At 40.8% G+C, this 26,383-nt stretch carries 15 protein-coding genes; 3 read left to right on the top strand and 12 right to left on the bottom strand.

All coding sequences use genetic code 11. The features are described 5' to 3' along the window. Nucleotides 1-74: 74 nt before the first annotated feature. The 11 genes from HG267_RS26150 to HG267_RS26100 form a co-directional block, all read right to left on the bottom strand. Nucleotides 75-2,789 carry an NHLP bacteriocin export ABC transporter permease/ATPase subunit gene (locus HG267_RS26150; protein ID WP_045872173.1) on the bottom strand — a complete coding sequence of 905 codons (2,715 nt, stop codon included), beginning with the start codon at nt 2,787-2,789 and terminating at the stop codon, nt 75-77. Nucleotides 2,790-2,903: 114 nt separating this feature from the next. After that, nucleotides 2,904-4,427: a response regulator gene (locus HG267_RS26145; RefSeq protein WP_045872172.1), complete on the bottom strand. Its 1,524-nt coding sequence runs from the start codon at nt 4,425-4,427 to the stop codon at nt 2,904-2,906. 427 nt (nt 4,428-4,854) lie between these two features. Then, nucleotides 4,855-5,850 carry a chemotaxis response regulator protein-glutamate methylesterase gene (locus HG267_RS26140; protein WP_045872170.1) on the bottom strand — a complete coding sequence of 332 codons (996 nt, stop codon included), beginning with the start codon at nt 5,848-5,850 and terminating at the stop codon, nt 4,855-4,857. A 3-nt stretch (nt 5,851-5,853) separates the two neighbouring features. Further along, on the bottom strand, nt 5,854-8,757 hold the full coding sequence (locus HG267_RS26135; protein WP_045872169.1) for a hybrid sensor histidine kinase/response regulator: 2,904 nt from the start codon (nt 8,755-8,757) through the stop codon (nt 5,854-5,856). A gap of 247 nt (nt 8,758-9,004) precedes the next feature. After that, a complete protein-coding gene (locus tag HG267_RS26130) occupies nt 9,005-9,724 on the bottom strand; it encodes a chemotaxis protein CheW (RefSeq protein ID WP_228045133.1) in 720 nt (239 codons plus the stop codon). Nucleotides 9,725-9,738: 14 nt separating this feature from the next. Beyond that, the gene (locus HG267_RS26125) at nt 9,739-11,328 is read right to left on the bottom strand and encodes a methyl-accepting chemotaxis protein (RefSeq protein ID WP_052335294.1); all 1,590 of its coding nucleotides are present in this window, start codon (nt 11,326-11,328) and stop codon (nt 9,739-9,741) included. Nucleotides 11,329-11,369: 41 nt separating this feature from the next. Further along, nucleotides 11,370-12,596 (bottom strand): CheR family methyltransferase, encoded by a 1,227-nt coding sequence (locus HG267_RS26120; RefSeq protein WP_045872166.1) that lies wholly within the window; start codon nt 12,594-12,596, stop codon nt 11,370-11,372. Continuing rightward, on the bottom strand, nt 12,577-13,059 hold the full coding sequence (locus HG267_RS26115; protein ID WP_045872165.1) for a chemotaxis protein CheW: 483 nt from the start codon (nt 13,057-13,059) through the stop codon (nt 12,577-12,579). Before HG267_RS26115 ends, HG267_RS26120 begins: the two co-directional genes overlap by 20 nt. Before the next feature lie 104 nt (nt 13,060-13,163). After that, nucleotides 13,164-14,195 (bottom strand): hypothetical protein, encoded by a 1,032-nt coding sequence (locus HG267_RS26110; RefSeq protein WP_228045138.1) that lies wholly within the window; start codon nt 14,193-14,195, stop codon nt 13,164-13,166. Between the two features lie 419 nt (nt 14,196-14,614). Continuing rightward, complete coding sequence (locus tag HG267_RS26105) at nt 14,615-16,711, bottom strand: tetratricopeptide repeat protein (protein ID WP_045872164.1); 2,097 nt, start codon at nt 16,709-16,711, stop codon at nt 14,615-14,617. Between the two features lie 92 nt (nt 16,712-16,803). Further along, nucleotides 16,804-17,979 carry a hypothetical protein gene (locus tag HG267_RS26100; RefSeq protein ID WP_045872163.1) on the bottom strand — a complete coding sequence of 392 codons (1,176 nt, stop codon included), beginning with the start codon at nt 17,977-17,979 and terminating at the stop codon, nt 16,804-16,806. A gap of 430 nt (nt 17,980-18,409) precedes the next feature. Here HG267_RS26100 and HG267_RS26095 point away from each other — a divergent pair, with 430 nt between their 5' ends. Both HG267_RS26095 and HG267_RS26090 read left to right on the top strand, forming a co-directional pair. After that, nucleotides 18,410-19,699 (top strand): AAA-like domain-containing protein, encoded by a 1,290-nt coding sequence (locus HG267_RS26095; protein ID WP_045872162.1) that lies wholly within the window; start codon nt 18,410-18,412, stop codon nt 19,697-19,699. Next, entirely contained in the window at nt 19,696-23,271 is a 3,576-nt protein-coding gene (locus HG267_RS26090) for an AAA-like domain-containing protein (protein WP_045872161.1), read from the top strand. The genes HG267_RS26095 and HG267_RS26090 overlap by 4 nt, the downstream gene beginning before the upstream one ends. A gap of 259 nt (nt 23,272-23,530) precedes the next feature. Here HG267_RS26090 and HG267_RS26085 read toward each other — a convergent pair whose 3' ends face one another. Then, nucleotides 23,531-25,546, bottom strand: coding sequence for a caspase domain-containing protein (locus HG267_RS26085; protein WP_052335293.1), 2,016 nt, complete (start codon nt 25,544-25,546; stop codon nt 23,531-23,533). 502 nt (nt 25,547-26,048) lie between these two features. Between HG267_RS26085 and HG267_RS26080 the strand changes: the two genes are divergently transcribed. Then, nucleotides 26,049-26,192: a hypothetical protein gene (locus HG267_RS26080; protein ID WP_155539433.1), complete on the top strand. Its 144-nt coding sequence runs from the start codon at nt 26,049-26,051 to the stop codon at nt 26,190-26,192. The last annotated feature ends 191 nt before the right edge of the window (nt 26,193-26,383 follow it).

Here is a 26,383-nt window from a genome sequence, read left to right as displayed (position 1 = left end):
GTGCCATTGCATCTGACTTTTCATAGGCTTCAAGACTTCTCCCCCGACCCCTCTCTTTTACAAAGTTTCCATATTTAAACCATCTGTCGTGACATTAATTCGATAAATATTCCCTTTTGTGCCATTAATTCCTCAAAATTTCCTACCTGCATTACTTGTCCTGCGGCAATTACATAAATTCGGTCGGCATTGCGAATTGTACTCAAACGGTGAGCAATAACGATTCGCGTTACATTCAACTGTTCTAAACTTTCACTGACGATCGCTTGGGTATTATTATCTAAAGCACTTGTAGCTTCATCAAATATTAAAATTTTTGGTTTTAGTACCAAAGAACGAGCAATTAATAAACGCTGACGCTGTCCACCAGATAGGTTTGTTCCACCTTCGGAAATTACTGTGTGCATCCCCATTGGCATTTGTTGGATATCAGGAGCAAAACCAGCCATTTTCGCCGCTTCCCAGACTTCATCCATTGTCACTAACGCCCCACTAGAGATATTTTCAAAGATGGAAGCGCTGCTGATCCGACCATTTTGCAAAACTACACCTAACTGTCGCCGTACCGCAGCGACATCTAATCCAGACAAATCTTGACCATCGTAGTAAATTGTTCCTTCTTCTGGCTCTTCAAAACCCAGTAATAAGCGCACAGTGGTTGATTTGCCACTACCACTAGGGCCGACGACAGCTATAAATTCTCCTGGTTTAGCTTCTATAGTTACTTTATCAAGGGTTAACGGCCCATCTGCTCGGTAGCGAAAGCTCACCCGGTCTAATTTCACCCCACCACTCAAACGACCTGGGTCGGTTTTACTATCATCAACTTCGGGAGGTGCTTCTAAAATCGGTTTTGCACGTTCCCACAATACAGAAACTTCCGAAACCTGAATAATTGAGTTACTGAAACTGGTTGCACCACCAACAAACGTAGCAAAGGCAGCATTGAAAGCCAGGAAATTCCCCGTGGTAAATGCTACGGCACCACCTTGTGCCGTAGATTGAGTAATTAAGGAGATAGTTACAAAATAAATCACAATTGAACTCATACCAGGCAGAATGCTATTAAAAAAAGTAATGGCATTTTCAATTGCTTCTGTACTGAGCATTAATTGCAGTTCTTGGCTAAACTTTTTAGACCAGTAGGCAAATGCCCTTTCTTCGGCACCTGATACATACAGCTTAGAAACACCGCCAATTAGCTGCACTGTCAGCCCAAATATTTCACCCTGTATTTCTTGCATCGGCACCATTTTTTGCCGTGACAAAACACCAGCAATATTAGTGACAATTATATTCACTACGGCAACAATGACTGCTATTAATGTTAACTGCGGACTGTAGCTAAACAACAGCCCCAAATTGAGGACAGAAAAGAACGCATTAAAGATTGTGCCTAGCACAGCACCACTGAGGATTTGGTTAATACGGGTAATAGAAGAGACTCTCGATTGCAAGTCTCCTATGGAATATTGGCGAAAGAAAGACACTTGCAACTTGAGTAAGCGATCCCACACAGCCGTTTGGGTTTCTATGTTAGCAAAGGTTCCTAACCTGGATGTGGCGATGGATTGTATAAGTTCAAATCCTATGCTTCCAAGTGCCACAGCCATTAAACCCAACGCAATTTGAAAAATCAAACCGCGATTGGCATCAGGGATAGCGTGATCAATTAAGATACCTGTAGCTTGGGGAACAAGCATTTCTAATAATGCTGTTACTACACCCATGACCACCAAGGTAATGATGTCCCGAGTTCTGCCCCTTGTAGCAAATTTAACGATATCCAGTGCTTTCAAAGCCTTTTCGGGAAAGGGACGATAAAACATGAAAGCTACTGGTGAGATGAGTTGAGCTGTTTGTGCATTCAGAGGCAGTCGTCGTCGTGCTTCTGGATCAAAAATTTCATAGCCATTGCTTCCTACCGGCAGCAATGCGATTGGGTTCTCTGTTTCTGCTGTATAGGCTAACAAGGGACCGCAGTCAAACTTCCACCACATCCCGCTTAAAATTACCCGGCGAGTGCGAATGCGAGAAGCGCGCGCTATGGCTTCTAAAGGGTCTTTCACCCGGTTGAGGTCTTCGGAACTGGCAGGAGGACGAATGTCAATCCCTAAAGCTCTACCTACAGACCCAGCAGCAACTAACAAATTTGTTCCTTCTTGTAAAAATTCTGCCGCTTGCGGACGAAAAATAGCCGTCAAATAACCAATGGAGCGATCGCTAGCTTGTTGGTTAAGTTTGAGACGATGGTGAAATTGGACTTCTCGTGCTTCTTCCTCTTGTTGGTGGAGTTGATGCAAACAAACTAAAAATTCGGCTTGGAATTGCTGCAACTGCTCCAATAATATTGCTGGTGTCTTAATTTCAGTACTATCAATACTCGAAAAAGCGATGTTAGTATTGTGAAACAAAGCTATGCAGCGCTCAGTCCACTGTTCCACTAATTCTGAAATCTCTGTTAATGTTTGCTTTGAAACAGAATCATCTTGATAGATAATCTGTTGTAAATCTACCTCGAGCAGTTGAGTTTCTTCATAAGCAACAGCTATCAGCTCGTAGGATTGCCCTTCTACGGTCGGAGAAATACCAAACAGAACTGAACCAGGTTCAACATCAAATAAGTAACGTCTTCCTCCCTGAGAAACACCATTTAAAGTCGCAACGGCAAACACAGCAACTGTACCGGATTTGACCAACCAAACAGCGTTGTAGGATAACACTAAGGGGTTATTTCCTTGCAGAGTATGTTTAGATGACGTAATATCAGGGTCTAGTAGGTTACTCATTTATTAGTATTTATACTTAAAAGATTTGGAATATTTTTTATTTGCAAGTGCCTATATAATGTTGCTTTTCCCAAAAAATTGACTCAACTAACGAAAACGCTGAAAAAATTTGTATTACTTTTCAGTCAAAGCCCATACACCATTCCAATTTTCAGGGACTCTGCGTTGTAATAAAATTTCAATCCGTTCCAGGTATAATTTCGCTGTTTTATCTGTGGGATTTACAGAAAGCATTTTTTCAAAGCTTTCCCGTGCGGTCGTAAAGTCGGCACATTTATAATATTGCAATGCTGCTTCAAAATCAGGTTGGGTTTTAATTTTGAGTTGGCGAACTTCTTCAACTTCGGCATCCAGGACTTCGTAGACTGCGATCGCTTCGGTTCTTCCTTTGACAATAACTCTATCTAAAAACCGAATTTGATATTTATTGGCAGTGCTCATATTTTGTAAGGCTTGTTCTGATATTAGCAGCGATACACCATAAAATTTTGTCAGTCCTTCTAGGCGTGCGGTCAAGTTAACGTTATCGGAAAAAGCATCTCCCTGCATTCGACTTTCTTCACCCACCATGCCTAACATCATGTGTCCAACGTGAATACCAATGCCAACTTCTAATGGTAAGTAACCTGTTTTTGCCCTTTGCTTATTGTATTCTTGAACTTGGTTTTGTTTTGCCACTCCAGCAGCGATCGCATCATCTGCACCTTCGGGAAATACTGCCATCATCCCGTCGCCTAAAAATTTGACAATGATACCGTAGTTGCTGCGAATTTCGGGGCTAACACGCTTGAGGTAGGCATTGACAAAGTTAAAGTTATCTTGAGGTGTCATGTTTTCGGAGATGGTAGTAAATGAGCGAATATCGCTAAACATTACTGCCATAACTTTACTTACATGGTCGCCTAAATTTACATCAGTAATCGCGTCTTTACGTAGAAACCGTAGGTATTCATGAGGTACAAATCGCCCGTAAGCTTTTAATAGCGACTCTAGCTGAGTATTGGCGGTTATTAATTCTTTTTCCCGTACTTTAACAGTTTTTACCATGTTGGTAAAAACCCGTGCGAGTTTTCCTAGTTCATCGCTGCGTTTAGCAACTTCATCTAAAGCATCTGGTTCAAAAGCATCGCGTTCCACATCCGAAGCAGCAGCAGTAACCCTATTCACTTCTTCAATATATGCAGCTTGACGCAGAATTTCCGCTTTGAATAAAGCTTCTGCTTCTTGTCGTTTGAGAAAATTAATATAAGCTGTGGAGTGATAGCGAATTCGGGCGATTAACTCCATTTTATCGGGGAGTTTTACCAAATAATCATTTGCCCCTAGTGAGAATGCTTTGGCTTTGATAACTGGTTCTTCTTTACTCGATAGAACAATTAAGGGAATGTGGCAAGTAGGAGAATCTTTGGAACGGAGATACTGGACTAACAGTAATCCATCCATTTGTGGCATGACAAGGTCTTGTAAAATGATGGTTGGTTTACATTCATTAGCTACCTTTAAAGCAAGGGTTGGGTCGTGACAATAGTTAAATACTATGTCTTTTTCGGGAGCTAACATTCGAGAGATGGCTTCGCCAATTATCGATTGGTCGTCAACTAGTAAAACGCTTATTTGTTCTTCGGTTGTGGGAGACATAGGGTTTGGGTTTGTAGATTTTGGTGGTGGCTAATTATACAGACAGGGTCTTAGACTATAGACACTTTGTCAATAAAGTTGGAAGTCAAGATATGGCAAAGTTTTGCACCACTGCAAACCAAATTGTGTCAGCCGCAAAATTATACTTTATACTCAGTATTCCCACTCGATTGATCAAAATCGCTAATGGGGCGGAAACAAGTTGAGTCTTAGGGAGTTTATGAATCGTGATGCAATACAGTTCAGATAATGATTGATTTGTCAGTTGTGGAAACAGCTAGCTCAATTGGGGGAGAATCCCCCAAACCCCCGATTGGGTGAAGTTTGTGGGGAAGGTTTCCTTCCACAAAACTTCGGACGGTTGCGTCCCCCAAACCCCCTCCAAAATTATTGTTTTGTTGTCAATTTATTTTTTAACTGAACTCTACTAGATCAGAAATTTAGCAGCAATATCATCTGGTGATAATACCTCAACAGCTGCATTTAACTCCACAGCAGCCTTGGGCATTCCATACACTACGCAACTGGCTTTATCTTGAGCAATTGTATGCCAACCTTGAAGTCGTAAAGCATTTAATCCTTCAGCACCATCTCGTCCCATACCTGTAAGCACAATACCTATTCCTTTGCGCTTCCAATTCTGAGCGAGACTTTTGAAAAATACATCAACCGATGGACGGTAAGGATAGTCAACAGGTTCTTTGGTGTAACCAAGGGTTAAATCTGGCTTTAAATACAAATGGTCATTGCTACCAGCAACTAATACAGTTCCTACTTCCAGACGATTTCCTGCAACTGCTAATCGCACTGGTAATTTAGATTGTTGATTCAACCATTCGACAAATCCTCTGGAAAACTGAGCATCAACGTGCTGGATAATTGCGATCGCGCTGTTAAAATTCGCAGGTAATTTCGATAAAATATCCGCTAATGCTTTCGGCCCCCCAGTTGATGAACCAATCGCGACTAAAGGCGCTGTCAATCTAGAATTATTTTGTTGTTGCTGCGAAGCTAAAGAAGAAATTTTGGCAGTAGTTGCTGACTTTTTCAGCAGTTTACCAATCCTGGCTATTTTAGTCAGTAGCTTACTAACATCGCTACTGTCAGCTGGTGTATCCACTACATCCACAGCACCGTAACCCATCGCTTCGTAGACTTTAGTGATGTTTTTTTCGGTACTAGCTGTGACCACAAAAATCGCGCAGGGACAATCCAGCATAATTCGCCGAGTTGCCTCTACCCCATCCATCACGGGCATCAACAAATCCATTAAAATCAAATCGGGTGTGTCTTGGGTACATTTAGCAACTGCTTCTTTTCCATCATGGGCAACCCAAGCTACTTGATATTCGGGAACAGTCTGCAATACCCGTCTTAGTGCTGTGACAGCAATTGTCAAGTCGTTAACAATGGCAATTCTCATAAATTAGCGACCAACTAAATCGACTACAGCATTAACTAAGGTATCATCATGAAAACTACTTTTTGTCAAGTAGTAATCAGCACCAGCTTCCATTCCCTGAATCCGGTCTTCGGTGCGATCGCGGTAGGACATAATAATCACTGGAAGCGAGTGTAAGCGTGAGTGGTTCTTAATTTGCCGCACTAGTTCAATCCCATTCATCCGTGGCATATCGATATCACTAATCACCAAATCGTAGTGGTTAGTTCGTACAGCATTCCATCCTTCCATCCCATCCACAGCGATATCCACCTGATAGCCGCGATTTTCCAACAATTTACGCTCCATTTCCCTGACGGTAATCGAGTCATCCACAACGAGAACTTTCTTCGGCTGATCTAATAAAATGGTTGTTGTTTCCATCCCCAGCTTGTTGAGTTGTCCGGCATTGAGAATTGCATCCATTGTTCGCACCATATCTGTGACATCGACAACTAAAACAGGTGAGCCATCACTGAGTAAAGACGTAGCGCTAATGTCGCGGACTTTACCCAAGCGAGCATCGAGGGGTCTAACAACTAAATCCCGTTCTCCCAGAAACTGATCTACCACTAACCCGTAGGCATTAGACTGGTCGCTAATTACGACTACCGAAATATCTCGAGATTTAGCAGGAAATTCTGGTAATTCCAACACTTGATATGCTGCGATTAAGCCAATATTTTGTTGATTCATGGTAAAATATTGGCGATTTTCCACCTCATAAATTGAGGCTGGCTCGACTATAACAATTTGCTCAATCCGGGCTAAGGGAATAGCGTAGGGTCTTCCAGAAATTTCGACTAATAATGTTCGCACAACCGAAAGCGTTAGCGGTAATTGAAAGTGAAAACTCGTACCCTTACCTACTTGGGAAACAGCTCGTACTGTACCTCCTACCTCCTGTGCCATACTTTTGGCAATATCTAGTCCCACACCTCGTCCAGAAATTTCTGTCACCTGTTTAGCGGTGGAAAATCCTGGTAAAAATAGAAACTCCATTAGTTCCGCATCTGTAAATTGAGCCGCCATTTCTGATGTTGCTAGGTTTTTATTAATTACCTTCTGTCGCAACTGTTCTAAGTTAATGCCTTTGCCATCGTCAGTAATGGTAATCACCAGCATTCCTCCCCGATGAAATGCTTCTAAGCGGATTGTGCCTTCAGGGGGTTTACCTTTTTCAATGCGTTCGGAGGGCATTTCGATACCGTGGTCGGTGGCATTTCGTAATATATGCGTTAATGGAGCTTCCAACTTCTTGAGGATATCCCGGTCTACCGAAGTTGCTTTCCCAACAATATCTAACTTAACTTGCTTACCTAACTTCCGTGCCAAATCCCGAATCATCCGAGGAAAACTTTGGATACCATCGGCAAATGGACGCATATTGGAGGTGATTACTTCTCGGTAGAGACGATCAGATAAATTAGCTGTACGTTGAGCATAAAGCTCTAGTTCATTTAAGCGATCGCTCAATAAATCGAGACATTGCTGTTCTTTGATTCTTGCTTCCTGCAAGTGCTGTTTGACTGATTGCTGCTGATTGCTTCGATCGAGAGCATCTTCTAATTGTTCTAGTGTCCTCGACAAATCAAGCAAGTTCCATTTTAGCGACATCATCGAGTCTGCGTGAGGTTGTAACCAGTTAGCTTCGATTAATGATTCCCCAGCTAAACCCATAATCCGGTTCAAATTCTCCGCATTCACTCGTACTACTCGGTCTTGTGTAGGTGCTGGTTCGGTTGCAGATTGCGAAGATACAGGCTTTGATTCGCTTTCTTCCCCGGATGCTGTTAGAGGAACTGGAGCATTAGGTTTTTCCGGTTCCACTGGTTCAATGGGTTGAGGAATTGATTTTGCTGGGATTACTTGAGGATTCAAAATACCTGTGACTGCTGATTGTACCTCTGCAAATATGGCTTGATTTTCTCCTAACCAGTTAGGTAATTCAGTATTATCTATACTGCTAATACCTTGCAATAAATCTACCCCTTGAAGGAGTATGTCAACCTGTGCCGATAACAGCGTAATTGTTTTATTTTGTGCCGCCACAAAGCAATCTTCCATCACATGAGCCAAACCCACGACAGCATCAAGGGCAACAATTCGGGCAGAACCTTTAATTGAATGTGCTGCACGCATCAAACTTTCTAGAACCTGTGCCGATTGTGGGTTGCCCTCCAATGCTAGTAAACAGTCATTCATGATACCAACCTGTGTTTCCACTTCCAAGCGAAACAAATCCACCATTGAACTGTCAGCAGTCAGTGCGATCGCTTTTGGTGGGTTGGGAGTGTCAGTAAAAACGGTAGTTACATTTGTGTTATCCCAAGGATTAAGTGGGGAAGTAATTTGGGATGAATGCAGAGATGATTCCCGGATTTTTTCTGTTATATCTGCGTTGCTGTTTTTTTCAAGATTTAAAGAGGAGTCATTTTGAGATGGGGAAACAGTTACTATTTCTTGTTTATTGGGAGAAGATTGATTGATAATTTCAGATTTTAAAATAATAGAAATAGTTTTTTGGGTTGTTGTGAGTTCCCAAGCATGTTCTGACATCCAATGCTCAAAATCAGAGGCAGCTGTTTTGCCTATACTTAAAAGTAAATGGCTACCATGAAGTAAAACATCTATTTGTTCTTCACCCAATATTACATTTTTGTTTTGTGCCGCAATAAAACACTCCTTCATAATTTGTGCTAAATTAGCAGCCACTTCCCGATCTACTAATCTTGCACTTCCCCAGATTGAGTGTACAGCCTGGGTTGCTCGTTCCAAGTCAGTCATCGAAGAGGGTTGAGTTTTCAGTGTAGCTAGAGATTCTTTGAGGATGTCTACCTGAGTTTCTATCTCGCGACGAAATAAATCTAGTAAGTTGTAATCATTCATATACTAAGGATGGATAAAAATTAGATTTATAAAATGGCTATTAGTAAGGATGCGTTACGCTAACGCATCCTACTTGAAAAATCAAATATGAATCCTATAAGACTCATATTTGATTTTTGAAAAAAACTAAGTACACTTTTATTTCTTCTTCCCTGTTAAGAGTTCCCTGTTAAGAGTTCCCTCCCTTCGCAAATAATTTCTCCGAATCAAAGCGGATTCCTATATACATAATTAATTGCCTAATTCACTACAAAATTTTGTGATTAAGCGTGTAAAACAATAATTCTGAGTCGAGATAATTAACTTTCTCATCTTGCCAATTAATAATCCCCTGAGTATAGGCTTGATCCGCTTTGGCAATTACAACGGGTGCATCTTTTAACTCATTCAGGTGAAAGCGTTGAATCCCATAAACCTCATCAACTAAGAATACCCATTTTTGGTCTTGCTGTCCTGCTACTATCATTCGTTGTGAGCTTGTTAATTGAGGATTTACAGAATCAACCTCAATGGGTTTTAAACTCAACAGGTGACTCAGAGATGCACAAAGCAAGGTTTCTCCCCGAATATTCACAAGTCCCAGAAATAAGTTATTACTACGGTGGGGTACAGGTTGAATGACACAAGGATGGGTGACTTCCTGCAAAATATTGGCACTTAAAGCTAATCGCTCATTTCCGAGACGAAAAATCATCACGGAAATAGCTTTTGCTGTACGGATGATGGCTTCATGGCTTCGGATTTCTTCATCAACGGGTGCTTCTGCGAGGACATTAATCCACTCGGAAACATAATTAAGTGGTGGTTCCCGTTCCAGCAAACTATCCCCAACCGTGGCAAATACGGGACATTCATGACAATGAATCACCGATTTTAACTCACCGCAAGTGCGATCGCCCATTACCCCAATCTTATTCCAACAATCATTTAATGTTGAATTTTCGGAAATAGATTGTTCTATCAGCATCGTCATTCCCTCCATTAATTTTGAGAAGAGATAGAATTGCGTAACCCTCTAGCAGCATCATCCAATTGCTCTAAAGCATTATTTGTCTCCCGTAAAGCATCTACTGTTTGTGCGGATGCTTCGCTTAATTGCTCCATTGCCAAGCTAATTTGCTGCGCTCCTTCGGATTGTTCCTCCATACTTTGACTAACTTGCTCAAATTGAGGAGGCAAACTTTGAACTTTGCTAATTACTTCCTCAACCTGGAAACTAATTTTGCTCACCCTATCTACGCTATCGCTTACCGATTTGTTGAATTTATCCATTTCCATCACACCCACTGTCACCGCAGATTGCATATCTTTGACAATTTGCTCAATTTCTAAGGTAGCAACAGCAGTTTGATTGGCAAGTCGGCGAATTTCTCTTGCTACAACCGCAAAACCTGCACCATACTCTCCGGCTTTTTCGGCTTCGATGGCGGCATTTAGGGATAGAATGCTGGTTTGGTCGGCAACTTTGGTAATTGTCACCACAACATTATTGATGTTACCAGCTTTGTTATTCATCACTCCCAACTTAGAGGAGATAGAATTAGTTGCCTCCGTCAGTTGCCGCATCACAGTTTCCATGTTGGCAAGTTCGTCTTTGCTATGACTTGCAGACATCGCGGTTGCTTGAGTCATTTCCGCTACCTGCTCCATCGTCCTCACTAGTTGTCTGGAATTGGCGGCAATTTCAGTTGCGGTTGCACTAACTTCATTCGTAGAAGCAACCTGCTCGGCAACTGTCGCTTCCAATTCCTTACCCGATGCCGCAATTTGGGTTGCAGAGGTGGTGATTTGCACCACAGACTTTTGAATGCGTCGAACCAAAGCCTTACTAAGAAACCGTCCCAGAATAATTGCGATCGCAGGCCCCAAAAACATCGCTACAATCGTCCAGAATTTTGACTGGTTAGCGTCTTGTTCTGATTCTTTCTGTGCTATTGTAGCCGTACTTTCGTTAACTTTTAATGTATCTAAAATTGAAGTAGTTGCAGCTTCAAAATTGATGCGATTTGTTTTCGTGCGATCGCGTAATTGATTCAATGCATCAACTGCTTTTTTCACTGTTGCCATTTCTGGTGAAGTTTCTTTTTTCTGACTCAGTAACTCCGCTTCTTTAGCATATGGGTTGAAAATTCCTAAACTCTCGAATTGCTGGTTGAGCTTCAGAAATTCTTCGTGGTCATTTTTCCATTTATTCCAGTTGTCTTGAAGTTTTTTATAAGCTCTATCTTCCTCCGCAGTTCTGGGAGTTGATTCATATTGCTTGAATCCGTTATCAATTTGTCCCCAAGCATTCTTAATCCGAGTTAGTTCGGCTTGTCGTTCTTGTGGTGTCAATCCGACAACTAATAAAGCCCGTTCTGAGGATTCTATTTGAGTTTGTCCTTCGTTAACCTTCCATAATCCCAGTAGGCTTGGTAAACTGTTGTTACTTAATGTATCAATGTGACTACTCAAACGAAATGTTCCACCAAAACCAACAAGTGCAACGAAAAACACTAATGCCCCCATTAACATGAAAGCTGACATAATTCGACCTTGTAAGGATGGGTCTTTAAATACGCTATTTACCATAATTATTTTCCTTGGTTTTTAGATAATTAAAATAGAATTTATCAAGTTAGTTTTAACTTTTGAATTCGCTGCTGAATAATTGATGCACCAACTAAATCGCCACGATGTTCTTTCAAAAGTGCAAGATGCATTAGTGTTTCATAATCATTGGGATTTAAGTACAGAGCTTTGCGAAAACATTCTTCAGCCTCCACATAATTTGCTTTTGTTTGGTAGAGTGTACCTAGTAAAGTATATGCTTTAGCATTTGTTGAATCCTGCTTTAAATGCTCTTTACAATGATTAATAGCTGATTCTATATATCCAGCATCAGCTAATTTTTGAGCCTGTTCGAGATTTATATTAGAGTTGATTGTTCCAGCCATTATGGGTATTTTTGATAAAGGTTTATTTATTGGTTTGTAGATATTTTTAGTTGATGTTTGAGACTCATTTCTTAAATTCGTTGATATTGAAGTTTTCACCGATGATGGTTGAGCTTCTTTGACTTTTTGGTAAACAAAAGTAGAAGGCTGACGAATTGATGTAAACAAATTACTAGGGGTCTTTCCAGTTTCAGCAGATCCGACAAAAAGTAATCCATCTGGTGGCAACAACTGGTGCAATATTTTAAATATTTGGGTACAAGCAGATGGTTCCAAATAAATTAATAAATTCCGACAAAAAATTAAATCATATTTACTTTTGATATGAGGAAAGTTTAAAATATTACCCTGTCGAAAATTGACACTAACTCGCACAGCAGGAGAAACTTCATATCCCTCAGCTATTTGCTGAAAATAGCGATTCCTGTCAACAAAATCCTCACCCCGAAACGAGTTTTTACCATAGATACCCCGCTTCGCTTTGGTAATTACTTGTTGACTAATATCAATAGCATCAATATGAAATCGAGAAGTAGTTAATCCTGCTTCCATCAATGCGATCGCAATTGAGTAAGGTTCCTCTCCTGTGGAACAGGGTACGCTCAATACGCGCAACATAGCACTACTAGGTTTGACTAACCACTCAGTCCGAACATAATTTATGAGAAAATCAAAAGGTTTGCGATCGCGGAAAAAATAGGTTTCAGGTACAACTATTTGTTCAACCAATTCGGCCAACTCTTCTGAGGAAGTTTGTAAAAGCTGGAAATAGGCTTTCAAATCAGCTAAATTGGCTGCACAACGACGATTTTCTACAACTTTGGCAATTTTAGTTGAGCCAATAATCTTAAAATCTACACCAATTTTTTGGCTTAATAGCGTTTCAATGGCTTTGAGGGACATTTACTATATTTCCTTTAATTGCCAATAAGTCTATTTCTATAAAATTATTAAATAAAAGTTCTAAATCGATATTTTGAATCATCCCTTTTTCATCCATAATCATATCTCCTAAATAACGAGCATCATTTGTCTTGATTCCAGATTTTAAAAAGTCATTGGCTGATTTATTGACTGTTTTAATCACTTTTTCTGCCATCAAACCCATATATTGCAATGTGTTATCTCCGCCAGAATAACTCACAATCATGACACGGGTACTTAGATTTGCTTGGCTGGGTTTATCTCGAATTAAATGGCAAAGGTCAATTACAGGAACAATTACACCGCGATAATTAAAGACACCAGCAACATAACTTGGTACGTGGTGAACCTCTCGATAGGAAACTCTGGGAATTACCTCAATAACACGAGAACTTTCAATTGCATATAAATTATTTCCAATATGGAAAAGAAGCATTAACATAAGGATAAAAAATATATTAAGTAGCTAGGCGTAATTAAATATAACTGGTAAGGGCTGTCATTATTCATTGGTAAGGGGTTCAAGGCAATTTACCTCCGACTTACTTATCTTTTATCTTGAATTTTTATTTGTTCTAAATCCTCAAATTTAAAAAACCTGATTAACTCTTCCAAAGAAGTATCTTCATCTACGGGAGTAGTTGTTTCAATTTCTTGAATTATTTCTGGGTTTAAATAGGAAAAAATCTCTTTGGTGAGAGTTGGAATTACTGCTTGGGGAAAGCTACTAATTTCTTGAGGATAGCGTTGTAAACGTGACTTAGCAAAATTTACTTGAAAGCGAGCGCGTTTGAGTAATCTTTGGCGGATATTTTCGGAAATTTCTGAGTTTTCTGTAGCAGAATTTTTATCTAATGTATGATTTAATTTATCTAAAATAATCGGAATAACATCGGGATTCTCTTCTAAAAAAATTAAAGTTCCTTCCCGATTATAAATATCAATACCATCGATTCCTAATGAGTTAATATCTACCAAAGCAATGATCCGAGTCACAAGTGATAAATCCTTGTTTTTGTCGTAAATGTCAGGTTGGTAAATACTGCGATCGCATGGGTCATAAACACAAACTGTAGCTTGGATAGTTTCTCGAATAATAGATATATCTGCATCTTGAAACAGCAGAGAATCATCAAAAGAATTCTTTTTTAGCTGCTGATTTAAGGCTTGAAGATAATTTGATAATTTTTCCCAAGTCAAATTTTCACTCTCCCCAGATGAGCGCTGTCTGGAAGTATGAGGTTGATGTTGAGGTATAAAAACCTGTACCATGTCGTGAGCTACAGCACAAAGCTCAAGTAACAAATGCATCCTTTCGAGATCATCAGCCTTTTGACCATCGGGTGTTTGCCAATAGGGAGCAACTACTCGAAAAATAGCCTTAGCTCGACGTAGCACATGACTTATATGCTCATGATTGTGATAGTAAAGTTGATTCTGGGTAATCTCACGATCGAACTCTTCAAGTACAAAGCTTTTTACCTGATCGACAACCTCAGCAAAACTCTGGGGAAACCAAACCTCATTTTCTACGTTTTCTCCTGTACTTTCAATATCTAGCTGTTTATGTCTACCCAATCTCCCCCTCCGTTCGCTTTCATGCACACTTCGTCAAATTAACATCACAAAACTAACATTTACGTATCAGTACTACTTCAGTAAATTTACTGCGAATAGGAAACTTATAAATGTTTGTCTGTTTGTTATTTATTCTCTGTGAGTCGAGTAAACTTTTTGGTAATAATCAAAATTGAATCTCAAAAAATTTCCCTCGCTCCTAATGCCTTCAGGCTAGCTTTTTGTGCCGAGGAACGCAAATCAGTTGAAAACCAAACAACGGAATTCACCTGATGAGTATGACTAGATAAGGGACTTCCAAGAAATAAATTATTCCATCTTGTGGGGCGGGCAAGATGCCCGCCACATAAACTGGGCGGACAAGATGTCCACCCCACAATAAATACTGGGATATTTTTTTATTTGGAAGTCCCTAAGTCTCAGTTCTGATAACAGCGTAAGCGTTGCAGTAATTGTTCGCGTTCTGGTGATGGTGTGACATTCTCAGCAATGGCGATCGCAGTTTTATTGTCTCCTGTACGCACTAGATTTAAAGCAATCCGCCCCCAAAAACGGGAACGTTCTGCAATCGGTGGCAAAGAAGACTCTGGCCCATTACGGAGGGTTTGTATGGAAATATTGAGGAGCGATCGCGCTTTTGTAAAATTACCTTGAGTCAGATTCAGTTCCACAACTCGTAAAGCAAAGTCCAACTTTTCGCTAGGATTTCTCCCAGCGTAACCAATGAAACGGGATGCTTCCTCTGGCTGACGATTGGCGATCGCTTGATTACCTGCTAAGGTAGCAAAATCTACTTGCTGAAGTAACTTTAATTTTTCTGCCAGTGTAAAATAAGCCGATCGCGTTGCGTCAAATTCTGCACTGATTGATAGCAATAATTGTGCTTGTTGTGGCAATGCTTTTTCTGTTTGTATCAGCGTGACAATTCGATTCAATAGCTTATCAGCTGGACGATTGGTGGAAATCAAAGCATTGGCGATCGCAGCATGAGTTGTGATAGCGGTAGGTAAAGCAGAAATGCTATTAGCTATTACTTGGCTACGAGTGAATAATTGATCGGCAACAGCAACATTACCACGGCGATGGAAAGCTTGAGCAAACCGCAGCAATCGCCGCACATCGGTTTTTTCCCCAGCAATTCTAGCTTCTGCATCCTGGGTTTGTCCGGCTTCAAGGGCGGCTATGGCAATATTATCCAGCCAGCGATCGCTTTCATCGAAATAGCCTGCATCTATCTGTACGATCATCGGACGTGGTACCATTTGCCGCGCAGTTGTAAACTGCTTATTGGCAATCAAATCTTTCAGGACAATTCCCAAGACATTCACCGCACGCAGTTCAGCAATCAAGGCTTTGAGTTCTGGCTGATAGCCGCGAGTTGTAGATAAATTTGCCATCTCGCCATACCATTCATTATCAAAGCGTCCACCAAACTGATCGGCTATTTTAGCGGCTTTAGCATCAGCAACTAAACGGGCGATCGCAGATTCGCGGATTTCTGGCTGGTTAAATTTGCGACTTTCTGCGGCGATTGTCAACCAACTTCTAGCCCGGAAAGAATTAGGGCGTTTCATTAGGGAAACAATTTGCTGCGATCGCCCTAAATCTCCACTGGGGGCATAGTGTAGCACCAAATTCATTAATTTAATTTCCCGTTGTTCCACATCTTTAATTGCTAGTGCTGCTTTGAGCAATGGATCTAGTAATTTCTTTGCTTTTACTGGGTCTCTAGCTTTAAAGTAGGTAGCAGCAATCTGAGTGACGGTAATATCAGGATCGTAATCTTGAGGAGAAAGTTGCTTTAGCACCTCTAAAGCTTTTGTGGGTTGGTTAATTTGGAGATATAAATTAACCAGTTTTGACAAATATTCACGTCTTGCATAGATATCTTTCAGATTTTTGATAGTTTGCTCAAATCCATAGTTGAGGGAAGATGCAGCTTCCGCCGGTTGGTCGAGAGCAATCCACCCTTCTGCAAGGCGAATGTGCGCCGCAACTAAATCTTTAGGAGTATTGCGAATTCCTGATACCGACTCAGACGCAAGCTGTAGCGTTTGTTTTCCTATGGTGAAGTGGCCAATTTTTCCATAGGCGATCGCAGATTCCGTCAAGATATGAGTTTTGCCTAAACTATACCCACTCGGTAAAGGTTTAGCTAAGACCACAATTTGATCGAGAATAGTAGCAAGTTTTGGATTATCCCTATCTGTCAGTGATTGTATTTGAGTAGTAATTGTCTTGATGGCAAAATCTAATGTCTGGATTGTAAAAGTTGTATCTCCTCGGCGTTGAGCGTTTTTTAGCTCTCTGGTAATTGCGGGGAGTCTATCAGTTAAAGACATTCCAGAAATTTCGCTCCAGCGTCGGGTACTTTCACCAGTTAGCTCTACACGGCAAGCTTTAGAAATTGTTATCCTAGCATCTGCCGCATAAATGGGAACAGAGTAAATTAGTTGAGAAGCAATAATCAAAGCAAGCGATAGCTTCGCTCGCCACAGGCATCGTGTTAGCATCATAAGCTGATTTTGTATATTCGTATTCAGTTAAATTCGGGCGGTTTTAATTACTAAAAGCCTTGTAGCTATATTGATTTATACTCAGCACTCAGCTATCTCTTGCGAAGAATCTTTCCACTGAGATTCACAGTGTAATTCAGTGATTTCTGAAAATTTGTCACCGTGACATTCCAACCGTCAAGGCGCTGCGTTGGTATGCAAGGTTCATTGGGTGCAGCCGTGGAACTGCGGAAACAATAGAATCTTGGTGCAACTTGGGAAATGCTAAGATTAGCAATGGGTTGTTTCAAGTCTGATTGGGCGGCGTTGAATACTGTGCGAGCGATCGCAGTTGGTAAGTCATCAGTACGGGTGGGAAGTCCGGCGATCGCTTCGGTGCGAAGATAAACTTTATAACTGCTAATCCGGTATATTTGCCGTGCTTGGGGCTTTCCCGCCACCGTTACCCGATAGCCCCGGATTGTTTGTTGAGCGCAGGATTCGGCTAAATTACCCAATCCTAAACAGCTATCAGTAAAGGTTTGAGGCTCGATTTTCGTAATCAGCACAACTGAGGGTAAGATTTGCAAGTGTTTGCTGGCAATACTCTTGATTTCATTACCCACCGGAATCGGTAAACCGCGTTCAATCACAGGATTATTACGTGCAATCAATTGTAAATCATCGGCTGTTTCACCTCGAAATACCCAACTTTGGCGTTGGTGGGGAATGGTAATTTTCCAGCCTCGGCGAAGAATGGGATCGCAAGCAGCAGGGGCAGAAATATTTTCACAACCGCTTGCCCAAGTTGTCTTTGCAGATGAAATATTAGTTAATGCGGGTTCTCCAGGATAGCCCCACTCTTTCGCCTGTTGAATCGCTGCTGTTATCATTGCCGTTGGTGGAACTTCTTGAGCAGGTTTTCCCAGAGAATGGATGTTTTGCCCGTTCCTTTGCATCAAGACTCTAAAGTTACCATTATCAGTGGTGAAATAAACCAAATTTTGACGTTGATCGGCGATCGCAATTTTCCAGTAAGGTACAGGATTGTACATCCAGGTATCGCCCTTAGCAATTCGAGCAACTTGAACGACTTTTGCAGTATTATCAACTTTCTCTTTGGCGATCGCATTTTGAAGCACTTGTTGAGCGATCGTCTTTGCTTGTGGTGTAGTCAAAATTTGCGGATTAGCAACGCTACATTGTAAAGTAACTAGCGAACTAGAAACCAGCAGACATCCGATAATAGTTGATTTTACTAAGAATTGGTGGGAAAAGTGTTGCAGCATAGAATATTGATTAAGAAATATCAGTAAATATTGCAGTCTCAACTTAGCTAATGAATACTCAGACTCAGAATTGAGTTACAGATTTGGAAACAAAATACATATTTCAGATGTAGGTTGGGTTGAGGAACGAAACCCAACACCCCAAAGCCTTGTATATGTTGGGTTTCACTGCGTTCTACCCAACCTACGCATCTGAATAAATATTTCAGTAGTTGCAGTCATATTTGTATGATGCTTGACGCTTGCTGTCATTGTCAGCCGGAGGAAATCTGGTTGTTTGAGGCGGTAAATTCCGGTTTTTTCCGGAAAAACCCCGCTAACTATTCTCCATCACTAAGTGATAACGGTTTGTTCTGGTTGTTTGGGTATTAGGGAGAATTATTGAGAAATCCTATGTTAGAAGATAAACATCGCTTTCTAATGTAGGGTTATGAGCTTAGACGCTGGATTTCAATGGAATGCTGCTCAACAACTCGTCGATGAGTTGATGGTACAGACTACGCAAAAGCATCTGAGTGATGTGGAAATCCAAGTTTTGCAGGGTGCATGGGAAGGTAAAACCTATGAAGCGATCGCGGCTGAGTCTTATCTTACCGTGAAGTATGTTAGTGAAGTCGGCGGGCGATTGTGGCAATTGCTTTCAGAAGCACTCCAAGAAGAGGTGAAAAAAACCAATTTTCGCCAAGCCCTTCAGCGACGATGGCAAACCCATCAGCCCCAATCTTACCAGGGAATTAAGCATCAACCATCTCAGTGGGAATTTTGCTGTGCAGAGATTGATAAACCAGGGGCATTACTTCGTATTAAAGCACCGATTCAGTTTGGTAAAACCACACTTATGGCGCAAGTTCTCAAGTATGCTCAAAAACAAGGGTATCGAGCGATCGCTATCAATTTGCGGGATGCGGTTGCTGATGATTTTGACAGTTTAGATAGTTTCTTACAGTGGTTTATTGCCAGTGTCACCTATGCGCTGAATTTAACAGTGGATATGGAAACTCATTGGCGAAAAAGTTTAGGCAATAGCAAAATCAAGTCTAGAACTTATTTACAAAAATATCTCTTAACTGATGATATCCCTTTAGTCATTGCCTTAGATGAAGTGGATCGTCTATTTGCTCATCAATTAATTGCTGGTGAATTTCTCGGAATGCTGAGAACTTGGCATGAAGATGCTAAAACCAAATTGCTTTGGACTCAGTTACGTTTGATAGTTCTACACACTGAAGTTTACACCCAAATTGACATTAACCAATCGCCATTTAACGCAGGTACAGAAATTCAGCTTACAGAACTAAATTCTACAGAAATCCTCACTTTACTAAATCAGTATCAATTGCACTGGAGTCAGCAAGAGATAAAAAAATTAACTGCAATTGTTGGCGGACATCCTTACCTTGTTACCTTGACTTTACAATTTCTGGCTCAAAACCCAACCTCCCTTGAGCAATTGCTCAATACCGCAGCAACTCCCAATAGTATCTACCGCAGCCATCTAGAAAGACAATGGCATAAGCTACAAACTCATTCTCATTTACTTGCACCATTAAAAGCGATCGCCTCAGCTGATGCTGCTATTTCCATTCAACCGCACTTCTATCTCGATGATGTAGTGAAACTCTATGACTTGGGATTAATCCAGCTACAGCAACACCAAGTATCTATACGCTACGAACTTTACCGTCAATATTTTCGTGAACGTTTGGGAATTCAAACATGAACAATTACAACCATTATCAAGTCGGTGGTAGTTTACGAGAAGGTACTGAAATTTACGTTCATCGTCAAGCCGATAGTGATTTATATACAGGACTAAAAGCGGGAATATTTTGCTATGTTCTCAACTCTAGACAGATGGGTAAATCAAGTTTACGAGTGCGTACCATGTCGCGCTTACAGTCAGAAGGATTTGTTTGTATTGCCTTTGAAATGCGTGAACTCTGCGTTTATCAAGTGAGTGCAGATGAATTTTATGGTGGATTTGTCAGCCATTTCGCTAGTGAACTCAACATTGAAATTGATTTAGAATCTTGGTGGTCTCAAAATGCTTTGCTACATCCATTTTTACGGCTGAGTAAATTTGTGGAAGAAGTTTTATTAGCAAACATATCTCAGCAAATTATCGTTTTTGTAGATGAAATTGACAGTATTCTCAATCTAGAATTTAAGGATGATTTTTTTGCTTTTGTAAGAGCCTGCTACAACAAACGCGCTGATAAACCCCAATTTCAGCGATTAACCTTTGCCCTATTTGGTGTGGCGACACCCACTGATTTAATCGCCGATAATAAATTTACACCACTAAATGTAGATAGTCGCGCCATCGAACTTACAGGTTTTCAATTGTCTGAAGCCAAACCCCTGGAACAAGGCTTAATTGAGGTGGCTGCAAATCCTACCAAGGTGATGGCAGAAATTTTAGCTTGGACTGGTGGACAACCATTTTTAACTCAATGGTTATGTCAACTAATTAATACATCAAATACTTTTATTGCATCGGGATGGGAAAATTCAGCAGTAGAAGCGATTGTGCGATCGCAAATGATCGAACATTGGTTAGCAAATGATCGACAGCAGCATTTTCAAACAATTCGCGATCGCATTCTCCACAATAAATCTTTGGCTTGTTGGTCATTAGGACTTTATCAGCAATTGCTCAATCAAGGGGAACTTTCGGCTGAAGATAGCTGGGAGTTGATGCAGTTGTGTCTTTCTGGTTTGGTTGTCAAACGTCAAGGCAAATTGAGTATCTATAACCGCATCTACGCCACCGTCTTTGATTATACCTGGACAGAACAAGCTTTGCGTGCTATCCGTCCCTATGGTGCAGAAATCGCCGCTTGGGAAATTTCTCAAGATGCTAAATATTTACTGCAAAATGAAGCATTACAGTGGGCGTTGGTTTGGGCAAAAGGATTGAGTTTGAGTCATAGTGATTATCAATTTTTGTCTGCTAGTCAAGCCCAAGAACTAGCGATCGCCCAATCCAAAACCCAAACAGCGATACAACAAGAAACTCAAGCAATTCAGCGATTAAAAACCGTACAACATCAAACCAAAAAACGATTGCGAATTGGGGCGATCGCGCTTTCTGCGGCTGTAATTAGCACCATCGGCACGTTTTTCTATTTCCAGCAATCAGAGCAGCAACTCAAAACTAATGCAGATATCTTAAATTTAGAACGAGAAGGAAGCCGAATTTTGCAAGTGCGTGCAGATGGGAACCAACTGAAGGATTTGCTAGGGGCGATGAAATCAGCGCAAAGACTCAAACAATTGACCAAACAGCATTCTTTTAAACATTTACCCACCCACACGCCTTTATTTGCCCTACAAACTGTTCTTGCCACGATTAATGAGCAGAATCGTTGGCATCTAGATAGTCCGGCGGTAGCGATCGCTTTTAGCCGTGATGGACAACAGTTAGCAACTGGAGGAGAAGACGGGGCGATAACTCTTTGGACAATACAGGGAAAGAAAATTCAGACAATCAAAACTCACAAAACTAAAACTCTCCAAGGCTTCCCGATTTCCATTACTTCTTTGAGTTTTAGTCCTGATGGTCAGTATATTTTATCTGCTGACTCCGACTATGAAATCCAGGTTTGGCATCTCAAAACAGGTACTCTTGTCAATAAGCTAAAACTCGATCATGAAAATCTTACCAATGTCCGGTTCACAAATGATAACAATATTGTAGTAGTCAACGCCTTTGGCAAAGTTGCAGTCTTGAATTTGCAATGGAAATTACTTTATACAAGGCAAATTGCTCCACCTCAACAGGGTATTAACCTTACCATTAGTTTAGAAGGCGATGCGATTGTGTTTATCAATGCCCAAGGAAAACCGGAAGTTAGAGACATTAAAACTGGTGCGTTAATCAAAACCTATCCTAACATCAACCATAATTTAGGCAATAACCTTTGGCACAATTTCCGCACCAAAGATGGCGCTTACATTTCCGCAAATCTCAACAGCCTCAAATTATGGCATCCAGACGGAACTTTACAAGCAGAAATCAAAACTCATCAACTGCTAGTTTCTGGTTTTAGTTCTAGCTTTGATGGTTCTGTCATCGCCACAAGTCATCCAGATGGGATGCTGAAACTCTGGAAAATCCATCCTCAAAAAATCTCGACTCCATTGACACCACAAATACAAACTCCCCGTGTGGTTGTGGGAAATCAGCAACGCATCAACCGCATACAACTACCGGGTGAGAAACTAAAAATTGCCGGGGCAAAATCTGATGCCCAAAATAGAATTATGGATGCGACTCTGAGTCCTGATGGACAGACAATTGCTGCCACAAAATTCAATGGAGAAATGACGTTATATAAGGCAGATGGCAGCGAAATCACAACAATACAAACTAATCTACCAGAAAGTATTATTAAATTTAGTCCCGATGGTTCGCGTTTAGTTTTGTTATCTATTCGTCAGCAAAAAATACAATTCAGGTTAGCGAATGGGGATCTAATTCAAGAAATGGATGCGGCTCATTATAAGCCAGGAATCGAATTTAGTTCTGATGGCAAAGAGTTGGCAATTTCTGGTAATCAACCCGATAAAATCCAACTTTGGAGTAGGGAAGGTAAATTTTTAAAGACTATCAAAGATGCCGATTCGCTCTACTTTAGCCCCAACAATCAAACCTATATAACAGTAACTTCTAGCAATAACCCCATACCCACCCTGCGCCTGTGGAGAAGAGACGGAAAACTGCTCAAAACCTTATCAGGACAACCCCATGAACTCACAGCAATGGGATTTTCCCCCAGTGGGCAATTTATGGTTGGCGATCGCTTTGGTAAACTAGTAATTTGGTCGGCTGAGGGTAATCTCATCCAAACCCTCAATCATGGCGCAGCGATTATTGATATCGCTCACCGTAACGACGGAAAGCAGTTGGCGACGGTGGGAATTGATCAAAATATCAAAGTTTGGCGTTCTGATGGTACGCTCATTCACACACTTGAAACTAATCAAATTGGTCGCTTTGAATTTAGCCCAAACGGGCAATTGTTGATTGCCAAGACTATCGATAGCACAATCCATATCTGGCAAGCCGACGGTACACCCATCACTCGCATCCCTATGGGTGGGGCATTTAATTCATTCCTCAATTTTACCCCAGATGGCAACCGTTTGATTTCTAGTAGTGGGTCAATGCTCTATTCTTGGAACTTGAATCTTGACGATCTCCTCACCCAAGGTTGCAATTGGCTGGGCGACTATTTCCAGAACCATCCCCAACAGTTGCTGCAACTCCCATCTTGTCGTAACCAATAGCTGAAAAGTACAGGCTTTCAAGCTATGCAAAATAGCAACCTTTATTTTTTCATAGGACTTACGCAAAAGTCACGTAATTACGTCATTACGAGCGCAGCGACGTAATCGCCTGAGATTCTGGGATTGCTTCCCTACACTTCGTTCCAGTCGCAATGACAAATTTTGCTTGCGTAAGTCCTGTTTCAGCATCTGTAATGGATCACCAAAAATTAAGGGTTGTAGCTTCTGAAATTGTTGAACTTTATTATTTTGAACTCTGTTATGGCCTAGGGCGCACTGTAGTAATTTGGATTTGACTGGTAATCCAGTCATCATAGAATTCTTCTTTCTCTGGTACGGCTCTCAAATCACGAGATTGGACGCGCTTCATTAAACGGTTTAAGGTTCCACGTCCTCGTCCTACTGCTCTTTCCGGGAAGAAAGGCAAATCTAGTTCATTTTGTCTGAGTAAGGTAGCATCAAACTCAGCAGTGCTAACAATCAGCTTGAGAATATCTTGGCTTTGAGTGATTCCCTGCTGCCAAAGTTTTTCTCGCACAGTAGGATAGATGTTTGCACCTCCTAATGCCCAAGCTTCTTCTCCTGGTTTGAGCCAAACACCTCCAGTTTCTAATAATTCTGGAATCACTGCATAGCTATCTGTTAAATCTAGGAGGGCACAAAACAGTTCTTGATTGCTAGTATTTTTGAGTTTGAGTTTAAAAGCGGGGCCTTTCCATCTACCATTTTGCAGTTGATAATGCAAGTTAATTTGAGGAGCTTTCAGTTCTTGCCCTTCTTGATAAATTACTATTTGCACTGCATCGGAGGGAATACTACTGGTAGCGGGGCTGGAGAGTTCAGCAATGTTTGTCCAACGGGTAATATGCTGTAATCGCTCAATTGCTTGCAAGGCATTTTTTTCTGTATAACCCTGAATTGGTGCAACCAATGGGCGATCGTCGGCTGGGCGAGTAATTGCATATTGTCCATTACGCGCCAGTAACTTAAATTCCGCCTCTTCCGGAGTTGCAACTTCCCTCAAATAGAGCCAGGGCTGGTTTCTGGTGCTAATTGTCAGTAAGGCGGTGCGGGCTAATTCTACTCCTGCTGGCTCACCAGTAATCACAACTCCTTTAGGTGGTAAAGGTAGACTAGCGATCGCAGCTTTAAAAGTCATCTCTGGTTCTAAAGCTGCAATACCGCTAATCTGCACTAGACTCAGATGTGGCATAACTGCGATCACTTTAGCTTCACCTATAGCTGCGGACAATTTCTCCATCTGTTCGGGGGAACTGTCAAAGGGGAATAATGCCAGTAAAGTTGTTTCATTCCCAGAGGGTTGGGGAATTCCATGAACCGTACCCCCATCAACTACCCACTGATACTCTTTGTGATAACTGACAGTTAGGTAGGGTTGATGTTGAGCGATCGCTCCTCCTAAAAAGGGTTGTTCTATATCATCTAATTCTGTGGCTTCTAATTGCGGAGATTGCGCTAAAACTTTACTCTGAACTAAAGCATGGGTACGTTTGAATAAATCTCTATAAGTTAAACTGCCATTGGCTTTTTTCAAAGTATCTACTAGGAAGTAAGAAAATGCTCCCCGGCGTTGCCCATTGATAGTATATTCTTTCGCTGTTTCGCGATCGCGACAAGCTGCTAGAAAAATATGTTTTGCTCGTGGTAAATTCCAACCTGTGGTTTTTTTTAGCAGACTGCGTTCAGTTAATAGTTGTTCAGCTTCTAAATGAGACACAATGTAGCTTTCTAATGGACGTTTTCTGCGATCAATAGGAGCTTTCCGCACTGCAGTATCTGCTTCAATATCACCACGCGTGCCCGAACTGGAGTGGCAGCAGTCCATAATAATCGTAATGTGAGGATTTTTCTGGGCAATCTCTGCAATCAGCTTTGCTATTTCCTTATCTGCCAAACCCCATCCCCCCGGACTCATACTGTCGTAACAAACCAGTGTTTCATTGAGTCTGTCTGGCTCTATAGTCCAATACTCTTGCGGGGCTTCTTCTTGAGAACCATGTCCTGCATAATAAAAAAACGCTACATCTTCGCTTTCCGCTTGACACAAATGTTGGCGAAAACCATTAATGATCGCCTCCCGAGTCGCATCTTTATTTAAAAGTGTACGTAAATGAAGCTGATATCCATCGCTATCTACCCGTCCTTCTAAATACTCTTTGATTGCAGTTACATCGTTTACACAACCCTGCAATGGAGAAACAGGACGTACATATTCATCAATTCCAACCAGCAAAGCATATAAATTACGCGTCATAGTCTTTTGTTGACGTTCTAGTTCAATTAGTTAAATTTGTCTAATTTCTGTTTTGATTTACTCTGCTCAAATCTGGCTAGCTCATAGTTAGCCCACACAAACTATGAGTAGTAGCTCCATACGTCTTAACTCGTATGCAACACAATTTATATAGCTACTATTTTCCTAGAGATGATGCTCGTACAAATTTACAGAACAGCATTTAAGAGTATATTAACAGCATTAGCAAATTTACGATAGTAATTTACTATAAGAAAATTTAATTTATATAATTGCTATTCCCGAGTTACTGCACATAGAATAATCGATTGTATTACACCAGCACTGCTTAAGGTTGCAATAGCAGTATTAGCAAATCAAAATCATAAGTAAAACTTTGCCTGTTCCCGTCAGTAATATATTTATGGGGGTGAAGTTGCAAGTATTTATATTCCCAAAGCTGGGAATTGATGCCATTGTTGGATATGAGATTATGGCGTAGTTGAGGGACAAAATTACTGCTATGACTAGCTATAAATCCCAAATTATTAATGATAATCATTATATAATTGGCATAAATTTTATTATTTGGCACGGCGATCATGAATGGCTAATGAGGCTAAAACCTTATTTAATCAAGGCTTTTGGACTGCGATCGCATCTGTAATTTTGAGTCAGTTCACATAATTTTGTAGAGTAACTCCCTCCTATACACAGAGATAGTTTGTCTTTTTTATGCATAGAATACAGCTACCATACTCTAGATATTGTACAGCAAATGACTTCAAATCATGCTTTTGTTACGCAACAACAAAAATATTTTTATCATATTAATCTTATTTTCTATGACTTATGGGT

Origin of the sequence: Tolypothrix sp. PCC 7601 (assembly GCF_025677855.1) — a bacterium.
Classification (GTDB): Bacteria; Cyanobacteriota; Cyanobacteriia; order Cyanobacteriales; family Nostocaceae; genus Aulosira; species Aulosira diplosiphon.
This window is presented reverse-complemented; position numbering and strand designations above follow the sequence as displayed.